This window comes from Phreatobacter sp. GW821-FHT04C01, assembly GCF_059420385.1.
Genome location: NZ_JBWKTP010000018.1, coordinates 17,052 through 42,579 on the forward strand (window position 1 = coordinate 17,052; position 25,528 = coordinate 42,579).

Annotated in this window: 26 protein-coding genes and 1 tRNA gene; all 27 read right to left on the reverse strand. The window is 65.0% G+C overall.

Annotated features, from left to right (window positions below; genetic code table 11):
• Nucleotides 1-37: 37 nt before the first annotated feature.
• Complete coding sequence (sugE, locus tag AC07WJ_RS35875; protein ID WP_494939533.1) at nt 38-358, reverse strand: quaternary ammonium compound efflux SMR transporter SugE; 321 nt, start codon at nt 356-358, stop codon at nt 38-40.
• A 151-nt stretch (nt 359-509) separates the two neighbouring features.
• Nucleotides 510-1,838, reverse strand: a complete 1,329-nt coding sequence (gene proS, locus AC07WJ_RS35880; protein WP_494939534.1) for a proline--tRNA ligase — start codon at nt 1,836-1,838, stop codon at nt 510-512.
• A gap of 486 nt (nt 1,839-2,324) precedes the next feature.
• Nucleotides 2,325-2,597 carry a DUF1467 family protein gene (locus AC07WJ_RS35885; protein ID WP_494939535.1) on the reverse strand — a complete coding sequence of 91 codons (273 nt, stop codon included), beginning with the start codon at nt 2,595-2,597 and terminating at the stop codon, nt 2,325-2,327.
• A complete protein-coding gene (mce, locus tag AC07WJ_RS35890; RefSeq protein ID WP_494939536.1) occupies nt 2,594-2,998 on the reverse strand; it encodes a methylmalonyl-CoA epimerase in 405 nt (134 codons plus the stop codon). The genes AC07WJ_RS35885 and mce overlap by 4 nt, the downstream gene beginning before the upstream one ends.
• A gap of 101 nt (nt 2,999-3,099) precedes the next feature.
• Entirely contained in the window at nt 3,100-4,788 is a 1,689-nt protein-coding gene (locus tag AC07WJ_RS35895; protein ID WP_494939537.1) for a ribonuclease J, read from the reverse strand.
• A gap of 1 nt (nt 4,789) precedes the next feature.
• Nucleotides 4,790-5,563, reverse strand: a complete 774-nt coding sequence (locus AC07WJ_RS35900; RefSeq protein WP_494939538.1) for a biotin--[acetyl-CoA-carboxylase] ligase — start codon at nt 5,561-5,563, stop codon at nt 4,790-4,792.
• 4 nt (nt 5,564-5,567) lie between these two features.
• Nucleotides 5,568-7,004, reverse strand: a complete 1,437-nt coding sequence (nuoN, locus tag AC07WJ_RS35905; RefSeq protein ID WP_494939539.1) for an NADH-quinone oxidoreductase subunit NuoN — start codon at nt 7,002-7,004, stop codon at nt 5,568-5,570.
• 13 nt (nt 7,005-7,017) lie between these two features.
• Nucleotides 7,018-8,541, reverse strand: a complete 1,524-nt coding sequence (locus tag AC07WJ_RS35910) for an NADH-quinone oxidoreductase subunit M (RefSeq protein ID WP_494939540.1) — start codon at nt 8,539-8,541, stop codon at nt 7,018-7,020.
• Nucleotides 8,541-10,580, reverse strand: a complete 2,040-nt coding sequence (gene nuoL, locus AC07WJ_RS35915; protein ID WP_494939541.1) for an NADH-quinone oxidoreductase subunit L — start codon at nt 10,578-10,580, stop codon at nt 8,541-8,543. Before nuoL ends, AC07WJ_RS35910 begins: the two co-directional genes overlap by 1 nt.
• A 7-nt stretch (nt 10,581-10,587) precedes the next feature.
• Nucleotides 10,588-10,896 carry an NADH-quinone oxidoreductase subunit NuoK gene (gene nuoK / locus AC07WJ_RS35920; protein WP_494939574.1) on the reverse strand — a complete coding sequence of 103 codons (309 nt, stop codon included), beginning with the start codon at nt 10,894-10,896 and terminating at the stop codon, nt 10,588-10,590.
• 5 nt (nt 10,897-10,901) lie between these two features.
• Nucleotides 10,902-11,510: an NADH-quinone oxidoreductase subunit J gene (locus tag AC07WJ_RS35925; RefSeq protein WP_494939542.1), complete on the reverse strand. Its 609-nt coding sequence runs from the start codon at nt 11,508-11,510 to the stop codon at nt 10,902-10,904.
• A gap of 164 nt (nt 11,511-11,674) precedes the next feature.
• On the reverse strand, nt 11,675-12,163 hold the full coding sequence (nuoI, locus tag AC07WJ_RS35930) for an NADH-quinone oxidoreductase subunit NuoI (protein WP_494939575.1): 489 nt from the start codon (nt 12,161-12,163) through the stop codon (nt 11,675-11,677).
• A 121-nt stretch (nt 12,164-12,284) separates the two neighbouring features.
• On the reverse strand, nt 12,285-13,304 hold the full coding sequence (nuoH, locus tag AC07WJ_RS35935; RefSeq protein ID WP_494939543.1) for an NADH-quinone oxidoreductase subunit NuoH: 1,020 nt from the start codon (nt 13,302-13,304) through the stop codon (nt 12,285-12,287).
• 4 nt (nt 13,305-13,308) lie between these two features.
• Complete coding sequence (gene nuoG, locus AC07WJ_RS35940) at nt 13,309-15,387, reverse strand: NADH-quinone oxidoreductase subunit NuoG (RefSeq protein ID WP_494939544.1); 2,079 nt, start codon at nt 15,385-15,387, stop codon at nt 13,309-13,311.
• A 160-nt stretch (nt 15,388-15,547) separates the two neighbouring features.
• Complete coding sequence (locus AC07WJ_RS35945) at nt 15,548-16,510, reverse strand: hypothetical protein (RefSeq protein ID WP_494939545.1); 963 nt, start codon at nt 16,508-16,510, stop codon at nt 15,548-15,550.
• 21 nt (nt 16,511-16,531) lie between these two features.
• Nucleotides 16,532-17,830 (reverse strand): NADH-quinone oxidoreductase subunit NuoF, encoded by a 1,299-nt coding sequence (gene nuoF, locus AC07WJ_RS35950; RefSeq protein ID WP_494939546.1) that lies wholly within the window; start codon nt 17,828-17,830, stop codon nt 16,532-16,534.
• Nucleotides 17,831-17,834: 4 nt separating this feature from the next.
• Nucleotides 17,835-18,563, reverse strand: coding sequence for an NADH-quinone oxidoreductase subunit NuoE (gene nuoE / locus AC07WJ_RS35955; RefSeq protein WP_494939547.1), 729 nt, complete (start codon nt 18,561-18,563; stop codon nt 17,835-17,837).
• 24 nt (nt 18,564-18,587) lie between these two features.
• Complete coding sequence (locus AC07WJ_RS35960) at nt 18,588-18,875, reverse strand: hypothetical protein (protein WP_494939548.1); 288 nt, start codon at nt 18,873-18,875, stop codon at nt 18,588-18,590.
• The gene (locus AC07WJ_RS35965) at nt 18,872-20,056 is read right to left on the reverse strand and encodes an NADH-quinone oxidoreductase subunit D (protein ID WP_494939549.1); all 1,185 of its coding nucleotides are present in this window, start codon (nt 20,054-20,056) and stop codon (nt 18,872-18,874) included. The genes AC07WJ_RS35960 and AC07WJ_RS35965 overlap by 4 nt, the downstream gene beginning before the upstream one ends.
• Nucleotides 20,057-20,068: 12 nt before the next feature.
• On the reverse strand, nt 20,069-20,689 hold the full coding sequence (locus AC07WJ_RS35970; protein ID WP_494939550.1) for an NADH-quinone oxidoreductase subunit C: 621 nt from the start codon (nt 20,687-20,689) through the stop codon (nt 20,069-20,071).
• A 458-nt stretch (nt 20,690-21,147) separates the two neighbouring features.
• A complete protein-coding gene (locus AC07WJ_RS35975; RefSeq protein ID WP_136964055.1) occupies nt 21,148-21,729 on the reverse strand; it encodes a NuoB/complex I 20 kDa subunit family protein in 582 nt (193 codons plus the stop codon).
• A gap of 41 nt (nt 21,730-21,770) precedes the next feature.
• Entirely contained in the window at nt 21,771-22,136 is a 366-nt protein-coding gene (locus AC07WJ_RS35980; protein ID WP_494939551.1) for an NADH-quinone oxidoreductase subunit A, read from the reverse strand.
• A 147-nt stretch (nt 22,137-22,283) separates the two neighbouring features.
• Nucleotides 22,284-23,039, reverse strand: coding sequence for a hypothetical protein (locus AC07WJ_RS35985; RefSeq protein WP_494939552.1), 756 nt, complete (start codon nt 23,037-23,039; stop codon nt 22,284-22,286).
• A 230-nt stretch (nt 23,040-23,269) separates the two neighbouring features.
• Nucleotides 23,270-23,515: a hypothetical protein gene (locus AC07WJ_RS35990; RefSeq protein WP_494939553.1), complete on the reverse strand. Its 246-nt coding sequence runs from the start codon at nt 23,513-23,515 to the stop codon at nt 23,270-23,272.
• Between the two features lie 10 nt (nt 23,516-23,525).
• Entirely contained in the window at nt 23,526-24,149 is a 624-nt protein-coding gene (locus AC07WJ_RS35995) for an acyl-homoserine-lactone synthase (RefSeq protein WP_494939554.1), read from the reverse strand.
• Nucleotides 24,150-24,291: 142 nt separating this feature from the next.
• Nucleotides 24,292-25,020: a helix-turn-helix transcriptional regulator gene (locus AC07WJ_RS36000; RefSeq protein WP_494939555.1), complete on the reverse strand. Its 729-nt coding sequence runs from the start codon at nt 25,018-25,020 to the stop codon at nt 24,292-24,294.
• A 431-nt stretch (nt 25,021-25,451) separates the two neighbouring features.
• A tRNA-Asp gene (locus AC07WJ_RS36005) sits at nt 25,452-25,528 on the reverse strand.

Here is a 25,528-nt window from a genome sequence, read left to right on the forward strand (position 1 = left end):
ATGCAATGCTTCAATCCGAGGTGATCAGGCTCGAGCCCTACTCGGCCGAAACCAGCTTCAGTCCAGCAATGCCCACGACGATCAGGGCGATGCAGGCAAGGCGCGTCAATTGCGCGGATTCGCCGAGCAGGGCGATGCCCAGAATGACCGTGCCGACCGTGCCGACGCCGGTCCAGATCGCATAGGCCGTGCCGAGCGGCAGGGTCTTCAGCGCCAGGCCAAGCAGGCCCAGGCTGACGACCATGCTGGCAATGGTCAGCACCGTGGGAACGGGGCGTGTGAACCCGTCGGTATATTTCAGGCCGATCGCCCAGCCGATTTCAAACAGGCCGGCGAGAAACAGATAGACCCAGGCCATGACAGAACCTCCGTCAACGGCAGGGTCGTCCCCACCTCGAGTTGGGAAAAAGCGGCGAGGTCGTCCACGTCGCTGTCTCGGCAAGGCCTGTCCTGGACAGGCCCTGCTCAGATAGGGTGCCGCCGGCCGGGTTCAACCGGCCGGGCCGCGATCAGGCCGTGCCGGTGACCCGGGCGACGAAATCGGCCGGGCTGAGCAATTCACGCTCGCCGGTATTGCGCATCTTCATCTCGACCTTGCCTTCGGCCAGGCTGCGCGGCCCGATCATCACCTGGCAGGGAATGCCGATCAGGTCGGCGGTGGCGAATTTCGCGCCCGGCCGGTCGTCCCGATCGTCATAGAGCACCTCGACGCCCTTGGCGGTGAGCGTGCGATAGAGCTCGGCGCAGGCCGCGTCGCAGGCACTGTCGCCCTGCTTGAGGTTCAACAGCGCCACGTCGAAAGGCGCCACCGAAGCCGGCCAGCGGATACCGGCCTCGTCATGGCTCGCCTCGACGATGGCCGCGACCACCCGCGACGGACCGATGCCGTAGGAGCCCATGTGAACCGGCACCGGCTTGCCGTCCGGTCCCTGCACCTGGGCGCCCATCGGCTCGGAATATTTGGTGCCGAAATAGAAGATATGGCCAACCTCGATGCCGCGCGCCGACACCCGGCTCGCCTCGGGAATGGCCTCATAGGCCTTCTGGTCGTGCATTTCCGAGGTCGCCGCATAAAGCGACGTCCATTTGGCCACCGTCGCCTTCAGGCCGCCGGCATCGTCGAAATCGGTGTCGGCGGCCGGCACCTGGAAGTCCAGGTAGTCGCGGTGGCAGAACACTTCCGATTCGCCGGTATCGGCCAGGATGATGAACTCATGGCTGAGATCGCCGCCGATCGGGCCGGTATCGGCCCGCATCGGGATCGCCTTCAGGCCGAGCCGCTCGAAGGTCCGCAGATAGGCGACGAACATCTTGTTGTAGGAATGCACCGCGCTCGCCTGGTCCAGATCGAAGGAATAGGCATCCTTCATCAGGAACTCGCGCGAGCGCATCACGCCGAAGCGCGGCCGCACCTCGTCACGGAACTTCCACTGGATGTGGTAGAGGTTGAGCGGCAGGTCCTTGTAGGACTTCACATAGGCCCGGAAGATCTCGGTGATCATTTCCTCATTGGTCGGACCGAACAGCATTTCGCGGTCCTGCCGGTCCTTGATCCGAAGCATCTCCTTGCCATAGGCGTCGTAGCGGCCGCTCTCGCGCCACAGATCGGCCGACTGAATGGTCGGCATCAGGAGCTCGATGGCACCGGCGCGGTTCTGTTCCTCGCGAACGATCCGGCTGACCTTCTGCAGCACACGGTAGCCGAGCGGCAGCCAAGCATAGATGCCGGCGCTCTCCTGGCGCACCATGCCCGCGCGCAGCATCAGGCGGTGCGAGACGATTTCGGCTTCCTTCGGCGTCTCGCGCAGGATCGGCAGGAAATAGCGGGACAGGCGCATCGAAGACCTCTGAAGCACTCACAAGACAAACGGCGCCCGAGATGACGCCGACGACCGGATAAGACATGGCGCGGCCTGACGACCGCAGTGCGGGAGCGGGACTTGACCTGCTTTTGGCCGGTTTCGCAAGGGCGAAGCCGGCAATCCAGAGCCAACCGTCCAACGCGCGCTCCTGGCGCGCCAAAAAGAAAAGGCGGGATCATTGATCCCGCCCGTTCCAGGTTATGCATGAGAGTTTCTTGGTCGTCGCGGATGATCGCGCCGAAAGTCTCTTTCCTTGATCAACCCATGACGGACGTCCCGGTGGACGTCGCACCTTAGGGGGTCTTCCTCCCAAGACCTGAGCCACGAGACCTTCCTTCTTGTCGAAGGGGCCTCTTTCTTTGCAGCAAGGGGACGCTAGACGACCAAAATTCGTTTGTCATCAACTTGTGCAGTTGGTGGCGAAAAAAAGTGCACCAGAATGCACTCGGAAGAATACGTATATTATCCCAGCGGCGGCTTCGGCAGCAGTGGAAAGTTCTCCAAGGTCAGGAAGCCGCCGACATAATTGGCGTAGAACAGGCTGAACAGCACCGCCGAAACCGCCGTCGTCCAGATCACGTTGCGCAGCATGTGGTGGCGCGCCGGCGCGCCGCGCTCGGTGCCCGGCACCACCCGCCCCTCCTCGATCTGCGAGCGGACGCCGAACGGCAGGATCACGAACAGGGTGGTCCACCAGATGATGAAGAAGATCGCTATGCTGCTGATGAGGCTCATGCCTGTTCGAGCTCCACGAGAGTGCCGCAAAAATCCTTGGGATGCAGGAAGAGCACCGGCTTGCCATGGGCGCCGATCTTCGGCTCGCCATCGCCCAGCACCCGCGCCCCCCCAGCCTTCAACTGATCGCGCGCCGCGATGATGTCGTCCACCTCATAGCAGAGGTGATGAATGCCGCCATCCGGGTTCTTGTCGAGAAACCTGGCGATCGGGCTTTCCGGCCCGAGCGGCTCCAGCAGCTCGATCTTGGTATTGGGCAGCTCGATGAACACGACGGTGACGCCATGCGCGGCCTCGACGACCGGCGCCGTCACCCTGGCGCCCAGCGTGTCGCGATAGACCGCGCTCGCCTTGGCAATGTCGCGCACCGCGATGGCGACATGGTTCAAACGCCCGATCATCCGGACCTCCCGCGCGAGCAAGCTCTGTTGACACGACCGGCCGCGGCATGCGGCCGCGCGCCTCGGGTCACCGCGCCGGAAAGACGCCGCGACCGAGGCGCTTATACCGTGATGACCAGCACGTGGCACATCGGCTTTTTGCCCCATCTGCCGTTCAGCGTACCCCGGATGGTCTTGGTGACGCTTTCGCGCACGGCTTCCGGATCGCGCCGGCGCGCCTTGGGCAGCGTCTCGATGCAATCCAGCACGGCCTCGCCGACCAGGTCGCCCAGGTCCTCACCAAGCGCATCGACCTCGGGGATGCCGGCCATGTCGAGCTCGATATCGCCGACCAGGTGGCCGCGCTCGTCCATGGCGAAGGCGACCGAGACGATACCGGCGAAAGCGAGCTTGCGCCGCTCGGGCACCACCCGGGCGGCCTCTTCCACCAGCAGCATGCCGTCCTTGAACAGCCGCGCGGCGGGAATGGCGTCGACCACGTCGGGATCGCCGGGTGCCAGGCGAATGACGTCGCCGTCGGAGGCCAGCATGACCTCCTTGACGCCCATGCGCTTGGCCAGCGCGGCATGTTCGGCCAGGTGCAGCGGTTCGCCATGCACGGGAATGGCGATCGCCGGACGGACCCAGCGATACATCTGCTCGAGCTCGCCGCGGCGCGGGTGGCCGGAGACATGCACCAGCCCGTCCCGGTCGGTGATGATCTTGATGCCCTGCTTGACCAGGCCGTTGACGATGGCGCCGACCGCCTTCTCGTTGCCGGGAATGGTGCGCGAGGAGAAGATCACGGTATCGCCCGGCGTCAGCGTCACCTCCGGGTGGTCGTCATTGGCGACGCGCGCCAGAGCCGCACGCGGCTCGCCCTGGCTGCCGGTCAGGATGGCGACCACCTTGTCGCGCGGCAGGTAGCCATAGGATTCGGCGCCGACGAAAGGCGGCAGGCCGTCCAGCATGCCCTGCTCGCGGGCGATACTGACCACCCGATCCATGGCGCGCCCGACCAGCACGACTTGGCGGTCACAGGCGAGCGCTGCTTCCGCAACCGAACGGATGCGCGCGACATTGGACGCAAAGGTGGTGACCGCCACCCTGCCCTTGGCCTTGCCGATGATCTTGGCCAGCTCGACCGCCACCTCGGTTTCCGAGGGCGACTGGCCCTCGCGAATGGCATTGGTCGAATCGCCGATCAGCGCCAGCACGCCTTCGTCGCCGATCGCGGTGAACCGGGCCTCGTCGGTCTTGTCGCCGAGCACCGGGTTGGGATCGATCTTCCAGTCGCCGGTATGAATGACCGTGCCGAGCGGCGTGCGGATGGCGAGCGAGGTCGATTCGGGGATCGAATGCGCCACCGCGATCATCTCGACGTCGAACGGCTCGAGGCGGAGACGTTCGCCCGGCCGCAGGATATGCAGCGGGATCTTGGGCGCTCCGCTGTCGCCATAACGCTTGGCCTCGAGCATGGCGGCGGCAAAGGGCGTCGCATAGATCGGGCATTGCAGCTTCGGCCAGAGATCGGCGACCGCGCCGATATGGTCCTCATGGGCATGGGTGATGATCAGCGCCTTGAGGCGCTTGCGCTCGCCTTCGATGAAGCGCGTGTCCGGCATGATCAGGTCGACGCCGGGCAGATCCGGCCCGGCAAAGGCGACGCCGCAATCGACCGCCAGCCATTCCTTCTTGGCCGGCGAGCCGTAACCGTAGAGCGACAGGTTCATGCCGATCTCGCCGACGCCGCCGAGCGGGACGAAGACCAGTTCCGGGGTATTGCCCTGCGGGCGCGGCTTGGTGGCCATTTTATTGCACCGTCTTTTCCGGTGCCATCAGCACCTCTCCGGCGGTGATGAACTGACGGCCATCCGGCGTGTCGAGAATCAGCCGACCATGGGCGTCGAGCCCTGTGAAAATACCTTCGGCACGCTTGCCGTCGGTGTGAAGGAACAGCGGTCCGCCGAGGCCGGCGGCGCGCGCCAGCCAGCCCGCGCGGATCGCATCGAAACGCTCGCCCCGATTCCAGAGAGCCAGCGCCCGGACCATGGAGGCACTCAAGGCCTCGAACAGCTGGTCACGGGTAAAGTCGAAACCCTTGGCGGCAAACGAGGTGGTCGGATAGGGCGTATCGCTGGGGTGGTGGAGGACGTTGACGCCAATGCCGATCGCCACATGGGTGGTGGTCCCGCGCGTCGTCGCCTCGACCAGGATGCCGACGGTCTTGGCTCCGTCGAGCAGCCCGTCATTCGGCCATTTCAGCTTGAAACGCTCGACGGCGCCGGGGGCGACCGCCAGGAGCGCGTCGTCGAGCGCCAGCGCCGCGACGAAGCAGAGCTCGGCGACATGGGCGACCGGCGCCGGATCGACCAGCAGCAAGGTGGCGAACATATTGCCGTCGGGCGACGTCCAGCTGCGCCCGCGCCGGCCCCGTCCGGCGGTTTGCCGGTTGGTCACGAACCAGGTCGGATGCACCTCCCCTTGCGCCGCGCGTTCGAGCGCGACGGCGTTGGTCGAGCCGGTTTCGTCGAAGGTGGTGAGACGGTAACCGGCCGCCGCGGCTGCTTGGGAGAGCTTTGTCACCGGATCAGAACAATGATCTTGCCGCGGCGCCCGCGGCCGCCACCAGCGGCGCCGGATAGACGACGAACAGGACCACGAACAGCGCCGAAACCGCCAGGACCACCTTCAGTTCGGCCGCCATCGGTTCGAAGGGCGCCGCCGGCTCGTCGAAATACATCAGCTTGACGACCCTGAGGTAGTAGTAGCAGCCGACCACGCTCGCCAGCACGCCGATCACCGCCAGCACATAGAGCTTCGCCTCGATCGCCGCGGCGAAGACGTAGAACTTGGCGAAGAAGCCGGCGAGCGGCGGAATGCCGGCCAGCGAGAACAGCAGCGCCGCAAGCGCCGCCGCCATGAACGGATTGGTGCGCGACAGGCCGGCGAGATCGTCGATCGTCTCGATCGATCCCTCCTTGCGGCGCATGGCGATGATGCAGGCGAAGGTGCCGAGCGTCATGATCATGTAGACCGCGATATAGACGGCCACACCCTGCACGCCGTTGGCCGTGCCGGCGGCGAGCCCCACCAGCGCGAAGCCCATATGGCCGATCGACGAATAGGCCATCAGCCGCTTGATGTTGGACTGGCCGATGGCGGCGAACGAGCCGAGCAGCATCGAGGCGATCGAGACGAACACCACGATCTGCTGCCATTGCGGCGCGGCCGTCGGGAAACCGTCGACCATGGCCCGCACGAACAAGGCCATGGCGGCCACCTTCGGGCCGGCGGCGAAGAAGGCGGTCACCGGTGTCGGCGCGCCCTCATAGACGTCGGGCGTCCACATGTGGAACGGCACCGCCGAGATCTTGAAGGCGAGACCGGCCATCAGGAAGACCAGGCCGAAGATCAGGCCGAGGCCGATCGTGCCGCTCTTGATCGCCTGGGCGATGCCGGGCAGCGACACCGTGCCGGTGAAGCCGTAGATCAGCGAGCAGCCATAAAGCAGCATGCCCGACGACAGCGCGCCGAGGACGAAATATTTCAGGCCGGCCTCGGTCGAGCGCTCGTTGTCGCGATGGAACGAGGCGATGACGTAAAGCGCCAGCGACATGAGCTCGAGGCCCATATAGAGCGCGATCAGGTCGTTGGCCGAGATCATGACGCCCATGCCGGTGGCCGACAGCAGCACCAGCACGGGGAATTCGAAACGATCGATGCCCTCGCGCCGGAAATGATCCCAGGACAGCAGCAGCGCGGCCGCCGCCCCCGCGAAGGCCAGCACCTTCATGAATTTGGCGAAGCCGTCGAGGATGAAGGAGCCGCCGAAGGTCAGGCGCGGCGGGCCGCCGATGGCGCAGGTGGCGATCGCCGCCACCACCAGCAGCAGGATCGCCGCGATGGTGACCGAACCGGCCGATTTTTCGCCGGTGAAGACGCCGAACATCAGGAGCGCCATGGCGCCGATCGCCAGGATCAGTTCGGGCAGGACCGGGACGAGGTCGAGAAGCGGAGCGTTCATGGATCCCGTCCCGTCAGCGCGGCAGAACGGCGGCGGCCTTGCCGGCCGCGGCGTTCGCCTGATTGTAGGATTCGACGAGCGCGTTCACCGCCACCTCGGATGTGTTCAGCACCGGCGCCGGATAGAAGCCGAGCACGATGGTCAGCACGACCAGCGGCACCAGGATCACCAGCTCGCGCCGGTCGACATCGGTGATGGTGGCCAGCGACGGCTTGTCGAGCACGCCCCAGATCACCTGGCGGTAGAGCCAGAGCGCGTAGCAGGCCGAGAACACCACGCCGGAGGTCGCCAGGAAGGCCACCCAGGTATTGGTCTTGAACGTGCCGATCAGGGTGAGGAACTCGCCGACGAAGCCGGATGTGCCGGGCAGGCCGACATTGGCCATGGTGAACACCATGAACACCACCGCATAAACCGGCATGCGGTTGACCAGCCCGCCATAGGCGGCAATCTCGCGGGTATGCATGCGGTCGTAGACGACGCCGACGCAGAGGAACAGCGCGCCCGAGACGATGCCGTGCGACACCATCTGGAACACCGCGCCCTGGATGCCCTCGGCATTGCCGGAGAAGATGCCCATGGTCACGAAGCCCATATGGGCGACCGACGAATAGGCGATCAGCTTCTTGATGTCCTCCTGCATCATCGCCACCAGCGAGGTGTAGATGATGGCGATCACCGAGAGGGTGAAGACGAAGGGCGCGAAGAAGGTCGAGGCCTCCGGGAACATCGGCAGCGAGAAGCGCAGGAAGCCGTAGCCGCCCATCTTCAGGAGCACGCCGGCCAGGATCACCGAACCGGCGGTGGGGGCTTCCACGTGGGCGTCCGGCAGCCAGGTATGCACCGGCCACATCGGCATCTTCACCGCGAAGGACGCGAAGAAGGCCACCCACAGCCAGAACTGCATGTTGCGGCTGAACACGGTCGGCCCGAGCTTGATCAGCTCGGCGATGTCGCTGGTACCGGCGGTCCAGATCATCGCCATGATGGCCAGCAGCATCAGCACCGAGCCGAGCAGCGTGTAGAGGAAGAACTTGAACGAGGCGTAGATGCGCCGCTTGCCGCCCCAGATGCCGATGATCAGGAACATCGGGATCAGGCCGGCCTCGAAGAACAGGTAGAACAGCACGATGTCGAGCGCGCAGAACACGCCGATCATCAGCGTCTCCAGCACCAGGAAGGCGATCATATATTCCTTGACCCGCTTATCGATCGCCTCCCAGGACGCCAGGATGCAGAACGGCATCAGGAAGGTGGTCAGGATGATCAGCGGCAGGGAAATGCCGTCAATGCCCATGCGGTAGGAAATGACGCCGCCGAGCCAGTTGGCCTTCTCGACGAACTGGAATTCCGCGGTCGCGGCGTTGAACAGATAAAGCGGGATCAGCGACAGCCCGAAGGTCACGAGCGTCGTGAACAGCGCGATCATCCGGATATTGCGCTTGGCAGCCTCGTCCTCGCCGCGCACGGAAAAGACCAGCAGCGCGCCGAGCAGCGGCAGAAAGGTGATGATCGACAGGATCGGAGCGTTCGACATCAGTGCAATCCGCCCGAGAACATGAACCAGGTGACGAGGGCGGCGACGCCGATCAGCATCACGAAGGCGTAGTGATAGAGATAACCGGTCTGGATCCGGACGACGCCGCGGGTGACGTCGACGACCCGGGCCGCGATGCCGTCGGGACCGAAACCGTCGATCAGCCAGCCGTCACCCTTCTTCCAGAAGAAGCGGCCGAGCGCACGCGCCGGGCGCACGAAGATGGCGTCGTAGAGCTCGTCGAAATACCACTTGTTGAGCAGGAACTGGTACAGGGCCGGATGGCGCCGGGCGATCTCGCCGGGCATTTCCGGGTGCCGGATATACATGTACCAGGCGAGCGCGAAGCCCGCGGCCATCATGACGAAAGGTGTCCATGGCACCCAGCCGGGCACGTGGTGGAACTCTTCCATGATGTGATTGTCCGGCCGGAAGAACAGCGCTTCGCGGAAGAACTTCTCGACGCCGTGGTGGTCGGCGAACCAATAGGTGAAGGCAAGGCCCGAGAACACCGCGCCGATCGCCAGCAGGATCAGCGGGATCAGCATGACCTTCGGGCTCTCGTGCGGCTGATGCGCGCCGTGGCCGTGATCGTCATGGCCATGGGCGGCATGCGCGTGGTCGTCGTGACCATGAGCGGCGTGGGCATGATCGTCATGGCCGTGAGCCCCGGCCCAGCGCGGCTTGCCGTGGAAGGTCAGGAAGATCAGGCGCCAGGAGTAGAACGAAGTCATGGCGGCGGCGACCACCGTCAGCGCGAAGGCATAGGGGCCCATCACGTTGTGCGAGGCATAGGCGACCTCGATGATCGCGTCCTTCGAATAATAGCCGGCGAAGCCGACATGCAGGAAGGGAATGCCGAAGCCGGTCAGTGCCAGCGTGCCGATCAGCATCATCGCATAGGTGACTTTGATGTGCGGCGCGAGGCCGCCCATGTTCCGCATGTCCTGCTCGTGATGCATCGCATGAATGACCGAGCCGGCGCCGAGGAACAGGAGCGCCTTGAAGAAGGCGTGGGTGAACAGGTGGAAGATGCCGACCGAATAGGCGCCGGCGCCGAGCGCGACGAACATGTAGCCGAGCTGCGAACAGGTCGAATAGGCGATGACCCGTTTGATGTCGTTCTGCACGAGGCCGACGGTCGCCGCGAAGAAGGCGGTGGTCGCGCCGAAGAACATGACGACCGACAAGGCGGTCGGCGAATATTCGAACACCGGCGACAGCCGGGCCACCATGAAGACACCGGCGGTGACCATGGTCGCGGCATGGATGAGCGCCGACACGGGCGTCGGGCCTTCCATGGCGTCCGGCAGCCAGGTGTGCAGCAGGAACTGCGCCGACTTGCCCATGGCGCCCATGAACAGCAGGAGGCAAACGACGGTCAGCGCATCCAGCTGATGGCCGAGGAATTCCATCTTCTTGCCGACAAGGCCCTGGGCCGCGCCGAAAATGGTGTCGAACTCGATCGAACCGGTGAGCTTGTAGAGGCCGAAAATGCCCAGCGCGAAACCGAAATCACCGACCCGGTTGACGATGAAGGCCTTCATCGCGGCGGCATTGGCCGAGGGCTTCTGGTACCAGAAACCGATCAGCAGATAGCTCGCGAGACCCACGCCTTCCCAGCCGAAGAACATCTGCAGGAGGTCGTCGGCGGTCACCAGCATCAGCATGGCGAAGGTGAACAACGACAGATAGGCGAAGAACCGCGGCCGATGCGGATCCTCGTTCATGTAGCCGATCGAATAGAGGTGGACGAGGAACGAGACGCTGTTCACGACCACCAGCATGACCGCGGTCAGCGTGTCGACGCGCAGCGTCCAGGACACCTCGAGCGCGCCGGCCGAGATCCACGGGAACAGCTCGATGCTGGCGGTCTGGCCGCCGAAGCCGACCTGGAAGAAGGCGACCCAGGACAACAGGGCGGAAATGCCGAGCAAGCTGGTGGTGACGATTTCCGAGCCGCGCGCGCCGATGGCGCGGCCGAACAGCCCGGCGATCAGGAAGCCTGTGAGCGGCAGGAAGACGATGGCTTGATACATGTCCCCGTCAGCCCTTCATCATGTTGACGTCTTCGACCGCGATCGACCCGCGATTGCGGAAGAAGACCACGAGGATGGCGAGGCCGATGGCGGCTTCGGCCGCGGCGACGGTCAGCACCAGCAGCGCGAAGACCTGGCCGACGATGTCGCCCATATGGGTCGAGAAGGCCACGAAATTGATGTTCACCGACAACAGGATCAGCTCGACCGACATCAGGATGACGATGATGTTCTTGCGGTTGAGGAAGATGCCGAGCACGCCGAGCGTGAACAGGATCGCGGCGACCGAGAGATAATGCGAAAGACCGATCGTCAGCATGGTCAGACCCCCTGCCCCGACTTGACCTTGACCACCTCGATGGCGGTCGCCGGCGTGCGCGCCGACTGCGCCGCCGGGTCCTGCCGCTTGATGCCGACCTTGTGGCGCAGCGTCAGCACGATGGCGCCGATCATCGCGACCAGCAGGATCAGCCCCGAGGCTTGGAAGTAGAACAGGTACTTGGTGTAGAGCACCTGCCCGAGCGCTTCGGCATTGGTGACGTTGGTCGGGATCGCCGCGACCACCGTGCGGGCCGCCGACCCGCCGCCCAGCGTCCAGGATCCGAGCACCATCAGAAGCTCGGCCAGGATCACCAGCCCGAGCAGCACGCCCACCGGCAGATATTGCAGGAAGCCCTGGCGCAGCTCGGCGAAATCGACGTCGAGCATCATGACGACGAACAGGAACAGCACCGCCACCGCGCCGACATAGACCACGACCAGGATCATGGCGAGGAACTCGGCCCCCATCAGCACGAACAGCCCGGCGGCGTTGACGAACGCCAGGATGAGGAAGAGCACGGAGTGCACCGGGTTACGCGCGGCGATCACCATGAAGGCGGAGGCCACGAGCACGGCTGCGAATAGGTAAAAGAAGAGACCGGCGAGCATGCTGCCCCTTTGCCCCGTTCCTGTTCTCGATGACGGTTGGGACTCAAATAAGTGTCCGCGCGCGCCGTTCTTAAGGTCCAAGTTGGAACGCGTCCAGACAGCAAAGCCCGGATGCATCCCTCACATTCACTTCAGCCGCGCGGCGAACCGCCCGGCCGGTAGCGTCACCGATAAGGCGCGTCGAGCACCTGATTGGCGGCGATCTCGCGTTCCCAGCGGTCGCCGTTGGCGAGCAGCCGGTCCTTGTCGTAGTAGAGCTCTTCGCGGGTTTCGACGGCGAATTCGAAGTTCGGTCCCTCGACGATCGCGTCGACCGGGCAGGCTTCCTGGCAGAAGCCGCAATAGATGCACTTCACCATGTCGATGTCGTAACGCGTCGTACGGCGCGTGCCGTCATTGCGGCGCGGGCCGGCCTCGATGGTGATCGCCTGGGCCGGGCAGATCGCCTCGCACAGCTTGCAGGCGATGCAGCGCTCCTCGCCGTTCGGATAACGGCGCAACGCATGCTCGCCCCGGAAGCGCGGCGAAATCTGCCCCTTCTCGAAGGGATAGTTGATGGTCGCCTTCGGCTTGAAGAAATAGCGCATCGACAGGAAGAAGGCCGAGACGAATTCCTTCAGGAATATCGCCTTGGCCGCCTGGTCGAGCCGCATTGCCGACGCCATGGGACCTCTCCTCGGATGGTTCGTTCGCACCGAGCGAACGAACCGGAACATCACTACCGGCCGGCCGCGATGCGGGCCGACCGAACCTTGAACCGTCAGGCCCGGCGCCTCAGGGCGCCCAGCCGGTGATCTGCAGCGTCGCCGCGACCACGACCACCATGGCGAGCGAGATCGGCAGGAACACCTTCCAGCCGAGCCGCATCAACTGGTCGTAGCGGTAGCGCGGCACGAAGGCCTTCACCATGGCGAACATGAAGAAGACCATCGAAACCTTGAGCACGAACCAGACCACGCCCGGCACCCAGGTGAAGGGGGCGATCGGGAACGGCGGCAGCCAGCCGCCGAGGAACAGGATCGTGGTCAGCGAACACATGGTCATGATCGCCACATATTCGGCCAGCATGAACATCATGTACGGGGTCGAGGCATATTCGACCATGAAGCCGGCGACCAGCTCGGATTCGGCTTCCGGCAGGTCGAAGGGCGGCCGGTTGGTCTCGGCCAGCGCCGAAATGAAGAAGATCACGAAGACCGGGAACAGCGGCAGCCAGAACCAGCCGAACATGCCGATGCCCTTGTCCTGCGCCTTGACGATGTCGCTCAGATTGAGCGAGCCGACGCAGAGCAGCACGCAGATGATCACAAAGCCGATCGAGACCTCGTAGGACACCATTTGCGCTGCCGAGCGCAGCGCGCCCAGGAACGGATATTTCGAGTTCGACGCCCAGCCGCCCATGATGACGCCATAGACGCCGAGCGAGGACACCGCGAAAATGAAGAGGATGCCGACATTCAGGTCGGCGATCGCCCAGCCGTCGGACAGCGGGATCACCGCCCAGGCGGCGAGCGCCAGGATGACGCTGACCAGCGGCGCGAGCAGGAACACGCCCTTGTTGGCGCCGGACGGAATGACCGGCTCCTTGAAGACGAATTTCAGGAGATCCGCGAAGGACTGCAGCAGGCCGAACGGGCCGACCACGTTCGGTCCGCGCCGGAGCTGCACCGCCGCCCAGATCTTGCGGTCGGCGAGCAGGATGAAGGCGACGAAGACCAGCAGCGCGACCATCAGCACGAGGCTTTGGATCGCGATCAGCAGCAGCGGCCAGAGATTGGTCCAGAAAAATTCCATCGTCTCACTCCGCCGCGATTGCGGCCGGACCGCGGGCCAGCGCCGAGCATTCCGCCATGGTGGCGGAAGCGCGGGCGATCGGGTTGGTCAGGTAGAAATCGTCGATCGCGAGCTTGAAGGCCTGCGGTTCAACCGCCCCGCCCTTGGCCGCCAGCGCCGCCAGCGGGCCGGCATCGACCGCGCCGAGCGCGCCGACGCGCAGCGTGCCCGGATGGTCGCGGCCCATCGCCGCGCGCAGCGCGCCGAGTGAATCGAAGGGCAGCTTGACGCCGAGCGCTTCCGACAGCGCCCTGAGGATCGCCCAGTCTTCCTTGGCCTCGCCCGGCGCGAAGCCGGCGCGATTGACCGCCTGGACCCGTCCCTCGGTATTGACGGTGAGGCCCGACTTCTCGGTATAGGTCGCGCCCGGCAGGATGACGTCGGCGCGATGCGCGCCGCGGTCGCCATGGGTGCCGATATAGACGACGAAGGATCCCTCGGCGATCTCGATCTCGTCGGCGCCCAGATTGAACAGCACGTCGACGCCGCCACCCTTGGCCATGGCCTGGGCATCGAGCCCGCCCTCGCCCGGCACCAGGCCGAGATCGAGCGCGCCGACGCGCGAGGCGGCGGTGTGCAGCACGGCGAAGCCGGTCCAGCCGTCCTTGATCGCGCCGACCGAGGTCGCCGCATGCGCCGCCAGTGACAGGATCGCGGCACCGTCGGGACGGGTCAGCGCGCCCTGCCCGACAATGATCAGCGGCTTCTGCGCGCCACGCAGCACTTCGGCGAAGGAATGCTTCCCGGAAACGATGTCGGCGAGCGTCTCCGGACCGGCACCGAGATAGTCGTAGGTATAGGTCAGGTCGACCACTTCGCCGATCACGCCGACCTTGAGGTTGCCCATGCGCCAGCGCTTGCGGATGCGCGCATTGACCAGTGAGCCCTCCTTGCGCGGGTTCGCGCCGACGATGAGGATGGCATCCGCCTCCTCGATGCCGGCAATGCCCGGATTGAACAGATAGGACGCGCGACCGAGCGACGGATCGAGCTTGGTGCCGTCCTGCCGGCCGTCGATATGGACCGAGCCGAGCCCGGCGATCAGGCCCTTCAACGCATACATTTCCTCGAGCGTCGCCAGGTCGCCGGCAATAGCGCCGGTCTTGGCGCCGCCGACCGCCTTGACCTGCGCGGCGATCGCGGCGAAGGCCTCGCCCCAGGAGGCCGGGCGCAGCCGGCCGTTCTGGCGCAGGTAGGGCCGGTCGAGCCGCTGGGTGCGGATGCCGTCGGCGATATGCCGAGTCTTGTCCGAGATCCATTCCTCGTTCACCGCCTCGTTGAGGCGGGGCAGCACGCGCATCACCTCGCGGCCGCGGCTGTCGACGCGAATGGCCGAGCCGACCGCGTCCATCATGTCGGTGGACTCGGTCTTCAACAGCTCCCACGGCCGGGCATTGAAGGCGAAGGGCTTGGAGGTCAGCGCGCCGACCGGGCAGAGGTCGACGACATTGCCCTGAAGCTCCGAGGTCATGGCATGTTCGAGATAGGTGGTGATCTCGGCATCCTCGCCGCGGCCGATCAGGCCGAGCTCGGAAATGCCGGCGACCTCGGTGGTGAAGCGGACGCAGCGCGTGCAGTGGATGCAGCGCGTCATCACAGTCTTGACCAGCGGGCCGATATACTTGTCTTCGACCGCACGCTTGTTCTCGTGATAGCGCGACTTGTCGACGCCATAGGCCATCGCCTGGTCCTGCAGGTCGCACTCGCCGCCCTGGTCGCAGATCGGGCAATCCAGCGGGTGGTTGATGAGCAGGAACTCCATCACCCCTTCGCGCGCCTTCTTCACCAGCGGCGTGCGGGTGTTGATGACCGGCGGCTCGCCGTTCGGGCCGGGGCGCAGGTCGCGGACATTCTGCGCGCAGCTGGCGATCGGCTTGGGCGAACCCTTCACCTCGACCAGGCACATGCGGCAATTGCCGGCGATCGACAGTCGCTCGTGGTAGCAGAAGCGCGGAATCTCGGCGCCCGCCGCCTCGCACGCCTGCATCAGCGTGTACTCGGCCGGTACTTCGATCTCTTGCCCGTCGACGATCAGCTTCGCCATCGGCCTTCCCATTCGGTCGGTTCAGGCCGCGCCATGGCGCGGCCTTGTGATGTCAATCCGACGCTCGCGGCCGCCTCATGCGGCCAGCGAACGCCCGGTCCCTATCCCATCCGCCGCCGGGCTCCAAGGTCGCGAGACCCGGGCCAGGCGGCCGATGCACTCAAATCTGCGTCGGGCTCTTCGCCTTCACCTGGCGCGAAGCCTTCTTCTTGTCGCCGGACGCGGCACGCGCCGCCGCCGGCTTGTCGTCCTGGGTCGATGCCTTCGCCGGCGAAACGGCCTTTGCCGGCGCCGGCGCCACGACGGTCTCGGCGACAGGCGCCGTGATCACCGGAGCGGCCACGCGTGCTTCGGCCACCGGCTGCGCCGGCGCTGCTGATTTCGGCTTGGGCGGCGTGCCGCCTGGCGTCGTCGGCTTGGGCGGCGCACCCGGCGAAGCGGGTTTCGGCGGCGTCCCGGCCGGCTTCGGCGCGGCTTGCATCGGCTCGGTCACGGGCGCCAGGACAGCGGGAGCCGCCACCGGAGCCGCCACAACAGGGGCCATCACGGGTGTCTCGGCGACGACGGCAGCCGCCGCCGGCTTGGCCGCCGGGGCCGCGTCCGGCGCGGGCTTGGCGGCGACCGGCGTATCGACGACCGATTTGGCCGGCTCCAACACAGCAGTCGCGGGCGCCCGGGCGGGCGCGGCCTTGGGCTGCGCCGTCCTGGCCGGAACCGCTCCCGCCTTGGCGATCTCGGGTTTGACCACCTTGGCCTTGACCACTTTCGGCACGACCACCTTGACCGGTTTCGGCACGACGACATCCGGCACCACGGTCAGATGCGGCACCGCGACCTTGGCCTTGGCCGGCGCGCCGGCGACGGGCTCGTCGCCCTTCGTCGGCCGTCCCACCGGCGCGAAGGCCCGCATCACGCCGATGCCGACACCCCAGAACGCCACCCAGCCGGTCATCGCGACCGTCATCGGCAGCACGGCCGCCGCAACCATCGGGCCCGCCATTTCCTCGGCGGCCCGATAGGCCTTGGGCCCACGCCCGAACATTGCATTCACGTCCACGACCGGAAGCGACATGGCTTTCACCCTGTTCTCGTTGCGCACCTGCACTGCGGTCTTGACGGACATTTCCTCGTCGCTCGCCCTGTTTTACTCAGCCGCCACCAGTCGATCCGGGTGCGGGTTCGCGGCATAGGCGTCGATCTTCTTTTCGATCTCGCCGCGGAAGTGACGGATGAGGCCCTGCACCGGCCATGCCGCGGCATCGCCGAGCGCGCAGATGGTGTGGCCTTCGACCTGCCCCGCGACGTCGAGGAGCATGTCGATTTCTTTCTTGTGGGCACGGCCCTCGGACATGCGCGTCAGGACGCGCCACATCCAGCCGGTGCCCTCGCGGCACGGCGTGCACTGGCCGCAGCTCTCATGCTTGTAGAAATAGGAGATGCGGGTGATCGCCCGGACCACGTCGGTCGACTTGTCGAGCACGATGACGGCAGCCGTGCCGAGGCCCGATTTCAGCGCGCGCAGCGCGTCGAAATCCATCGGCGCGTCCCAGATCTCGTGGGCCGGCACCAGCGGCACCGACGATCCACCAGGGATCACCGCCAGCAGGTTGTCCTTGCCGCCGCGAATGCCGCCGCAATGCTTCTCGACCAGTTCCGAGAACGGGATCGACATCGCCTCTTCGAAGGTCGCCGGCTTGTTCACATGGCCGGAGACGCAGAACAGCTTGGTGCCGACATTGTTCGGGCGGCCGAAGCCGGCGAACCAGGCCGGACCCCGGCGCAGGATGGTCGGCACGACCGCGATGGATTCGACGTTGTTCACCGTCGTCGGGCAACCGTAGAGACCCATATTGGCCGGGAACGGCGGCTTCAGGCGCGGCTGGCCCTTCTTGCCCTCGAGGCTCTCCAGCAGCGCGGTCTCTTCGCCGCAAATATAGGCGCCGGCGCCGTGATGGACGTAGAGGTCGAAATCCCAGCCGTTCTTGTTGCCCTTGCCGAGCAGGCCGGCGTCATAGGCCTCGTCGATGGCGCGCTGCAGCGCCTCGCGCTCGCGAATGAATTCGCCGCGCACATAGATATAGCCGACATGGGCGCCCATGGCGCAGCCGGCGATCAGGCAGCCCTCGACCAGCGTATGCGGATCGTTGCGCAGGATCTCGCGGTCCTTGCAGGTGCCAGGCTCGGATTCGTCGGCATTGACGACGAGATAGCTCGGCCGGCCGTCGGACTGCTTGGGCATGAACGACCATTTCAGGCCGGTCGGGAAGCCGGCGCCGCCGCGGCCGCGCAAGCCGGAATCCTTGACCTGCTGGATGATCCAGTCGCGCCCCTGGGTGATGAAACCCTTGGTCCCGTCCCAATGGCCGCGGGCCATCGCGCCCTTCAGGCTCTTGTCGTGGAAACCGTAGATATTGGTGAAGATGCGGTCCTTGTCGGCGAGCATCATCTCACTCCTTCACGGACGGCTGGTCGGCCGCCGACGTCTTGGGGGCCGCTTTCTTGGCCGGAGCCTTCTTCGGCGCAGGCTTGTCGGCAACCGCCGCCCCGTCCGGGCTGGCGGCGTTGAACGGCAGGTCGTGCAGCGTCAGCGCGCCGCCCGCCGGCTCGGCGCCATGGCGGCCGTTCTGCGGGCCCGGGGCCGGCTTCTCGCCGCGCGCGAAGGCGTCGAGCACCTTCTCGAAGCTTTCAGGGGTCAGATCCTCATAGGTGTCGGAAAACACCTGGATCATCGGCGCATTGACGCAGGCGCCGGCGCACTCGACCTCTTCCCACGAAAACGCGCCGTCATCCGACAGGTGGAACTGGTCGTGGTGGATGCGCGACTTGCAGATCTTGATCAGGTCTTCGGCGCCGCGCAGCATGCAGGGCGTGGTGCCGCAGACCTGGACATGGGCCTTGGTGCCGACCGGCTGCAGCTGGAACATGGTGTAGAAGGTGGCGACCTCGAACACCCGGATATAGGGCATGCCCAGCATATCGGCGATATATTCGATCGCAGCCTTGGGCAGCCAATAGGCATGCTGTTCCTGGGCCCGCCACAAAAGCGGGATCACGGCGGACGCCTTCCGCTCGACCGGATACTTGCCCATGGTTTCCGTCGCCCAGGCAAGATTCTCCGCCGTGAAGGCGAAGGAGGCCGGTTGGACCTCGTCAGGGGCAAGTCTGCGGACGCTCATCGGTCGATGCTCTCGTGATTGTCGTCAGTTCAGCGGAATGCAGGGAAGCGCGGTCAGCCGCGCCGGCGGATCCGCCTGATTGGTTCCCCGTGCGCCGGTGACGACGCAAATGAAGGCCCTGGCGCCCTGCTGGACGGTCAGCACCACCTCGCCCGGCCGCCCGTTATTGGTCGAGGACGAGATCGCGAAGCCCGAATTGATCAATTCGCCCAGCGGCTTGCCGGCCGACATGTCGAGCGCCTGCGCCCGGACCTCGGAGCCGACCGAGACCATCGCCAAAAGCGACATCGCCGACAGGCGCATGACGGTCATCGATCGACCTCCCCGAAGACGATGTCGATCGAGCCGAGGATCGCCGAGACGTCGGCCAGCATGTGGCCCTTGCACAGGAAGTCCATCGCCTGCAGGTGGGCGAAGCCCGGCGCGCGGATCTTGCAGCGATAGGGCTTGTTGGAGCCGTCGGCGACCAGATAGACGCCGAACTCGCCCTTGGGCGCCTCGACCGCGGCATAGACCTCGCCGGCCGGCACGTGGAAGCCCTCGGTATAGAGCTTGAAGTGGTGGATCAGCGCTTCCATCGAGCGCTTCATCTCGCCGCGCTTCGGCGGCACCACCTTCTGGTCCTTGGCCGAGACCGGCCCCGGCGTCTCGCGCAGCAGCTTGGTCACCTGCTTCATGATCCGGACCGACTGGCGCATCTCTTCCATGCGGATGAGATAACGGTCGTAGCAGTCGCCGTTCTTGCCGATCGGGATATCGAAATCGAGCTCGGCATAACATTCATAGGGCTGCGACTTGCGCAGATCCCAGGGCGTGCCGGAACCGCGGATCATCACGCCGGAAAAGCCCCAGGCCCAGCATTCCTCGATCGACACGACGCCGATATCGACATTGCGCTGCTTGAAGATGCGGTTGGGCGTCAGCAGCGCGTCGAGATCGTCGACCACTTTCAGGAACGGATCGCACCAGGCCTCGATATCGTCGACCAGCTTCACCGGCAGGTCCTGGTGCACGCCACCGACGCGGAAATAGGCCGCGTGCATGCGCGAGCCCGAGGCGCGCTCGTAGAAGATCATCAGCTTCTCGCGCTCCTCGAAACCCCAGAGCGGCGGCGTCAGCGCGCCGACATCCATGGCCTGGGTGGTCACGTTGAGCAGATGCGAGAGAATGCGGCCGATTTCGCTGTAGAGCACGCGGATCAGCTGGGCCCGGCGCGGCACCTCGATGCCGAGCATGCGCTCAACCGCCAGGCAGAAGGCGTGTTCCTGGTTCATCGGCGCGACATAGTCGAGCCGGTCGAAATAGGGGATCGCCTGCAGATAGGTCTTGGTCTCGATCAGCTTCTCGGTGCCGCGATGCAACAGGCCGATATGCGGATCGACACGCTCGACCACCTCGCCGTCCAGCTCCATGACGAGCCGCAAGACGCCGTGGGCCGCCGGATGCTGCGGCCCCCAGTTGAAGGTGAAGTTACGGATATCGTGTTCGCCCATCTCGACCTCCGCTCAATTCGCCTTAGATTTCTCGTCGCCGGGCAGCACGTAGTCCGTACCCTCCCAAGGTGACAGGAAATCGAACTGGCGGAATTCCTGGGCTAGCCGGACCGGCTCATAGACCACCCGCTTCTGCTGGTCGTCGTAACGGACCTCGACGAAACCGGAGGTCGGAAAGTCCTTGCGCAGCGGATGGCCGTCGAAACCGTAATCGGTCAAAAGCCGGCGCAGGTCCGGATGGCCGGTGAACAGCACGCCATAGAGATCGTAGGTCTCGCGCTCGAACCAGACGGCGCCCGGGAAGACCGACGTGATCGAGGCGACCGGCGTCGTCTCGTCGGCCTGGACCTTCACGCGGATCCGCGAATTCTGCTTCGGCGACAGGAAATGATAGACCACATCGAAACGCTTGGCCCGGCCCGGATAGTCGACGCCGCAGACGTCGATGATGTTCCAGAACTGGCAGCGCGCGTCGTCACGCAGGAAAGTCACCACCTTGGTGATCTCGGCTGCTTCCGCGGTCAGGGTCAGTTCGCCGTAGGCGACCACGGCACCGGTTACGGCACCGGGCAACGCCTGCACGATATAGTCGCCGAGATCGTTCAAGAGCAGCCCCTCGCCACCGATCGCCATATTCCGCGTTCCCACATTCCCAAGCACTTCAAAACCCAAGCTAGCCGGCTGACTCACAAGTGGTCTCGAATGACGGCAGTCTGACCCAAAATCCATCCAGATTGCAGCGTCCGATCCGTAAGCGCGCTTCGGTTGAAAAAAACGTCAAATGACATGTCTTCCGTACGTTGCGCACAATTCCCTGGTGCACGACGCGCAACCTATTGCGCGACAACCTCGACCATCGGCCGCCGAAATCCCACCCGTCACCATCACTGGCGACGCCCCCGTGAAACACCCCGCCCCTGCAAAAACACACAGTTGCAGATCGGAGCCTGCGTTTTGAATCGGCATCGTCGAATTGGGCCGAATAACAGCGTCCTTCGATCAAATCCTCACCGTCCGCCACAGCAGGGACGGACCACGCACCCATCGAGGCTGCCACCAGCAAAAGTGCGCTGCAGAACCTCGTCATGCCCTCACCGCTCGATCGTGCCGGTGCGGCGGATCTTCTTCTGCAGAAGCAGCACGCCGTAAAGCAGCGCTTCCGCCGTCGGCGGGCAGCCTGGCACGTAGATGTCGACCGGCACGATGCGGTCGCAGCCGCGCACGACCGCGTAGGAATAATGGTAATAGCCGCCGCCATTGGCGCAGGAGCCCATCGAGATGACGTAGCGCGGCTCCGGCATCTGGTCGTAGACCTTGCGCAGCGCCGGCGCCATCTTGTTGGTCAGCGTGCCGGCGACGATCATCACGTCGGACTGGCGCGGCGAGGCGCGCGGCGCGAAACCGAAACGCTCGACGTCGTAGCGCGGCATCGACAGCTGCATCATTTCCACCGCGCAGCAGGCGAGCCCGAAGGTCATCCACATGAGCGAGCCGGTGCGCGCCCAGTTGATCAGGTCGTCGGTGGCGGTGACGATGAAGCCCTTGTCGGCGAGCTCGTTATTGATGCCCGAGAAGAACGGGTCGGCCGAGCCGATGGGCTTGCCGTCCAGGCCGAGCAGGCCCTTGGGGGCTGGAGCGACGATCGGATCGCCGCGGTCGAGGGCGGTTGCCATGGGTCAGAACCTCAATCCCAAACGTCTCAAGTTCGAGCGCCTCAATCCCATTCCAACGCGCCCTTCTTCCACTCGTAGATGAAACCGATGGTCAGCACGCCGAGAAAGGACATCATCGACCAGAAGCCGAACCAGCCGACGGTCTTGAAGGCCACCGCCCACGGGAACAGGAAGGCGACCTCGAGGTCGAAGATGATGAACAGGATGGCGACGAGATAGAAGCGCACGTCGAACTTCATGCGCGCGTCGGCGAAAGCGTTGAAGCCGCACTCATAGGCCGACAGCTTCTCGGGATCCGGATTCGAGTAGGCGATCAGGAACGGCGCGACGAGCAGCGCCAGCCCGATGACAGTGGCAAGGGCAATGAAAATAACGAGCGGTAGATAGTCGTTCAGAAGCTCGTTCACTGGCTGCTCTCCACGCCTCGATCGCAGGTTTTCCCGCCTGCGTGCGACATTTGCCCCGTGCCTTACTCCCTCGCCTGTTGCGGTGCAAGCAGCGGGGGCCGCCGGGCGATCACATTCCTTAGAAACGTTATGAGGAAAACGCAGGGCTCAGAAATCGGCACGCAAACTGAGCTGTGGAACGATCAGCCAACGTGAATAGCGCACCTCCGGCGCGCTCGACCAGCGATTCTCGTAAGCCAGGAATGCCGAAACCTGGACGCCCCTACGGATCTCGTAGCGCGCGCCGGCGGCGACATTGGCCACCACGTCGTTGCGCGTCGCGGTCCAGTGCGGCACGTGGCGGTGGTCGAGCTTGGGCACGAAGACCAGGTCGAGCTGCGCGTTGATCCGGTAGAAGAAGGGCAGCGCGATCTGGACCTTGGAGCGCTCCTTCTCGGAATCGGTCGAGAACCGGTAGGCGAGCATGATGCGCGGCGACATCGACCAGGGCGTGCCATCGAAGGAATAGTTGCGCGACAGCTGGGTCTGGAACTCCAGGCCGGTCGCCGACGCGCTGTTGAACAGCCCGTCCCAGGACGGTGTCGCCTCCATCGTGCCGGACCAGGAGACATCGCCGAAGCTCCGGCTCAGCGTCAGCCCGCCGGCAAATCCTGACGCGCCGACGACGAAGGGACGCCCCGCCAGCCCCAATTGCGTCAGCACATAGGATTCGACCGACGTGTCGGGATCGATCTGCCGGCGCATCGCGACGCGGAAGCCGGGAATCACCACGAAATTGGGGGGCTTGCCGTTGAGAATGTCCGGATCGGGGAAATCGAAATCGGCCGACGACGCCGGTGATGCCGTCGCCAGGGCGAGAATCACCAGCGCGGCGGCGCGGCCGCGGCCCGATCTGTCCGGCATGACGCCGAGCCCCCATCCAACGCAGCCCGAAGACGACCGTCACGTTGACCGAGTTCGTCTCGCGGCTCAAGCCGTCGGTGCAGGCATCGCACTGTTTTCCGCCGATCACGCCCGGCGGCCGGCCCGCACCCCACGGTGAGCCCAACCCATCGCCTGCCCGGGCTGTCCCGGGCATCCACGAATTTATCCACTCGCGGCAATCAAGCCATCCTAATCACCGTGTGGCAACACTAGCTGCCGGATGACCGCCTGGCGCCGGCCAGCGCCAATTGCCGCCGGACCGACATGAAGTTCGGCGTCGCGATCGTCGGCGCCTTGGCGCGCTCGGCGATCTCCGCCATCTCGGCCATGGCGAGGTCGAGGAAGTGAATCACCAGGCCATGGCGCTGCGGATCGGCCAGGCCGCGCAATTCGCACAGCATGCCGACGAGATAGTCTTCGCGATTGGCGGAGAGTTGATTGTGGTCGTAGCTCATGACGGCAACCTCAGTGCAGGAGTTCGGGAACGCGAACCGGATGTCTTTGCGCGGCGGGAATGTTGCGGCCGATCAGCACGTCGAGCGCCTGCGGGGTGATTTCCATCGCCGCCGAGACCGCGATTTCGTTCTCGACCCGGGTCGGCAGGCCGAGCGGCCGCGCCTTGATGCCGAGCCGGTCGAAGCGCAGCAGCCAGTCGGGGTGGCCCTGCCAGGTCAGCGTATCCACGTCGTTCTCGAGGCAATGCTCGAACACCGCCCGGAGCATCTCGCCCGAGCCGAACGACCATCGGCCGTCGCCGCGCACCGGTGCCGCGATGCAGAGCCGCGTCCATTCCCAGATCTGCGGGCCCCGGGGAATGCCGCGGGGCGCCAGGTAAGGATAAACATTGGCCAGGAGGTGGGGATAGATCGTCGGCAGGATGCGGGAATAGACCGCCAGCCGGCCATCCTTGACCAGGAGGACATGCTGCGCATGGGCGTGGTCGAACTCGTCGATCTCGCGACCGTCGCCATGCCGGAGGCTCTCCCATCCCTTTTCTTCGACGAAGACCTGATGTCGAAGCTGAAAGGCCTGGTCCATCAGCTTGGGAAAGCGACCGACCTCGGTGCCTTCGATGATGAAAAGTTCCATCGCGAACCTCCTCGTTGCGGCAGTCGCAACAAGGAGGGTTCAGCCGGGCCTATCGGGAATCAACTACCGAGAACTGGGTAATTGACCGTGCTCCCGGCGCAATGGATGATGTCGGCGCGAAGCGCCTGCGCGGCCGTCCGGTTCAGTGGATGATGCCGGCGCGCAGCGCCCGGGCGACCAGCTGCGGCTTGTTCCCGCAGCGCATTTTTCGCTCGGCCGAATGGATGTGCTTGATCACGGTGGCCTCGGCGATACCGATGATTTCGCCGATTTCCCAGGACGTCTTGCCTTCCGCCGTCCAGCGCACGCACTCGGTCTCGCGCGGACTGAGCACCGACTTGTCGCCATTCATGATCTGGCGCGGCCGCAGCGCCATGTAGCCATACATGCTGATCAGATGCAGGGCGGCCTGGTCCCGCGTCGAAATCTCGTAGCGGTCGCAGCCGAAGGACACCGCGGCCTCGAAGCCGTCAGTGTCGTGAATCGGCACGATCAGGCCGTCGCGAAGCCCGAAATCGCCGGCCTCGTCCAGCACCTTGAGCTGATCGCGCTTGAGATTCGGCGATCGCGTGTCGGTCCAGCGGAACGGGTCGCGGCTCTGCAGCACCCGGTGCAGCGCCGGATCGAACCGGCCATAGTTCAATTCGTTGTAGCGATCCCACCACCCCTCCGGCCACTGGTGCATCATGACCAGCGGTTGCAGCCGCTCGCCGATGATCGGCACGCCGGAGACGATCACCGAGGAGAAGCCGAAATTGGCCATCGTCCTGGTGAGCTCGCCGAAGATAATGGCGGGGTCGGTTTCGTCGCGCAGACGGTCGGTGACGTCGAACGCATAGCGGTCAACATCGAATGCCCCATCGCTGTTCATGGTTCCAGCCCGCAACAAGGTGCATTCACAATCCTAGATCGAACGCATCTTTTTACCACAAGTCAATTGGGAGAGGCAGGAATCATCTCCCACAACCGCCTGCACGCCCGAGTTGATCAAAACGGGAACACGTAGAATTGGCGGTATCATACTATTGATCCACTCACCTTTCGCCCACTTTTTAGGCACCCGATCGTTTCGGAATTTAACCAGCCCTCGCCCTGGCCGAACCGAACGGCGACCGCGCCTCATTTCGCCGGCACGGCCTTGGCCCGACAGGCAAGCCACGCCGCTCGCAGGCTGGCTGGGAGACGATGACAGACGAGAATAAAAGGGGTCGGAGGCTTGGGCCCGGCCCCACCGCGTCCCTGCCGAACGGCGGGTCGCGAGGTGGAGGTCCAGAAATTCCCCTGATGGATCAAGGGGAAGAGTGGCGCGGGCGACGGGACTCGAACCCGCGACCTCCGGCGTGACAGGCCGGCACTCTAACCAACTGAGCTACGCCCGC

What these genes read in the sequence shown, in the direction of transcription:
- sugE (WP_494939533.1), bottom strand. Translation starts at nt 358, where the DNA reads ATGGCCTGGGTCTATCTGTTTCTCGCCGGCCTGTTTGAAATCGGCTGG.
- proS (WP_494939534.1), bottom strand. Translation starts at nt 1,838, where the DNA reads ATGCGCCTGTCCCGCTATTTCCTGCCGATCCTGCGCGAGACGCCGAAG.
- AC07WJ_RS35885 (WP_494939535.1), bottom strand. Translation starts at nt 2,597, where the DNA reads ATGAGCCTCATCAGCAGCATAGCGATCTTCTTCATCATCTGGTGGACC.
- mce (WP_494939536.1), bottom strand. Translation starts at nt 2,998, where the DNA reads ATGATCGGGCGTTTGAACCATGTCGCCATCGCGGTGCGCGACATTGCC.
- AC07WJ_RS35895 (WP_494939537.1), bottom strand. Translation starts at nt 4,788, where the DNA reads ATGGCCACCAAGCCGCGCCCGCAGGGCAATACCCCGGAACTGGTCTTC.
- nuoN (WP_494939539.1), bottom strand. Translation starts at nt 7,004, where the DNA reads ATGAACGCTCCGCTTCTCGACCTCGTCCCGGTCCTGCCCGAACTGATC.
- AC07WJ_RS35910 (WP_494939540.1), bottom strand. Translation starts at nt 8,541, where the DNA reads ATGTCGAACGCTCCGATCCTGTCGATCATCACCTTTCTGCCGCTGCTC.
- nuoL (WP_494939541.1), bottom strand. Translation starts at nt 10,580, where the DNA reads ATGTATCAAGCCATCGTCTTCCTGCCGCTCACAGGCTTCCTGATCGCC.
- AC07WJ_RS35925 (WP_494939542.1), bottom strand. Translation starts at nt 11,510, where the DNA reads ATGCTCGCCGGTCTCTTCTTTTACCTATTCGCAGCCGTGCTCGTGGCC.
- nuoI (WP_494939575.1), bottom strand. Translation starts at nt 12,163, where the DNA reads ATGCGGCTCGACCAGGCGGCCAAGGCGATATTCCTGAAGGAATTCGTC.
- nuoH (WP_494939543.1), bottom strand. Translation starts at nt 13,304, where the DNA reads ATGGAATTTTTCTGGACCAATCTCTGGCCGCTGCTGCTGATCGCGATC.
- nuoG (WP_494939544.1), bottom strand. Translation starts at nt 15,387, where the DNA reads ATGGCGAAGCTGATCGTCGACGGGCAAGAGATCGAAGTACCGGCCGAG.
- AC07WJ_RS35945 (WP_494939545.1), bottom strand. Translation starts at nt 16,510, where the DNA reads ATGTCCGTCAAGACCGCAGTGCAGGTGCGCAACGAGAACAGGGTGAAA.
- nuoF (WP_494939546.1), bottom strand. Translation starts at nt 17,830, where the DNA reads ATGCTCGCCGACAAGGACCGCATCTTCACCAATATCTACGGTTTCCAC.
- nuoE (WP_494939547.1), bottom strand. Translation starts at nt 18,563, where the DNA reads ATGAGCGTCCGCAGACTTGCCCCTGACGAGGTCCAACCGGCCTCCTTC.
- AC07WJ_RS35960 (WP_494939548.1), bottom strand. Translation starts at nt 18,875, where the DNA reads ATGACCGTCATGCGCCTGTCGGCGATGTCGCTTTTGGCGATGGTCTCG.
- AC07WJ_RS35965 (WP_494939549.1), bottom strand. Translation starts at nt 20,056, where the DNA reads ATGGGCGAACACGATATCCGTAACTTCACCTTCAACTGGGGGCCGCAG.
- AC07WJ_RS35970 (WP_494939550.1), bottom strand. Translation starts at nt 20,689, where the DNA reads ATGGCGATCGGTGGCGAGGGGCTGCTCTTGAACGATCTCGGCGACTAT.
- AC07WJ_RS35975 (WP_136964055.1), bottom strand. Translation starts at nt 21,729, where the DNA reads ATGGCAACCGCCCTCGACCGCGGCGATCCGATCGTCGCTCCAGCCCCC.
- AC07WJ_RS35985 (WP_494939552.1), bottom strand. Translation starts at nt 23,039, where the DNA reads ATGCCGGACAGATCGGGCCGCGGCCGCGCCGCCGCGCTGGTGATTCTC.
- AC07WJ_RS35990 (WP_494939553.1), bottom strand. Translation starts at nt 23,515, where the DNA reads ATGAGCTACGACCACAATCAACTCTCCGCCAATCGCGAAGACTATCTC.
- AC07WJ_RS35995 (WP_494939554.1), bottom strand. Translation starts at nt 24,149, where the DNA reads ATGGAACTTTTCATCATCGAAGGCACCGAGGTCGGTCGCTTTCCCAAG.
- AC07WJ_RS36000 (WP_494939555.1), bottom strand. Translation starts at nt 25,020, where the DNA reads ATGAACAGCGATGGGGCATTCGATGTTGACCGCTATGCGTTCGACGTC.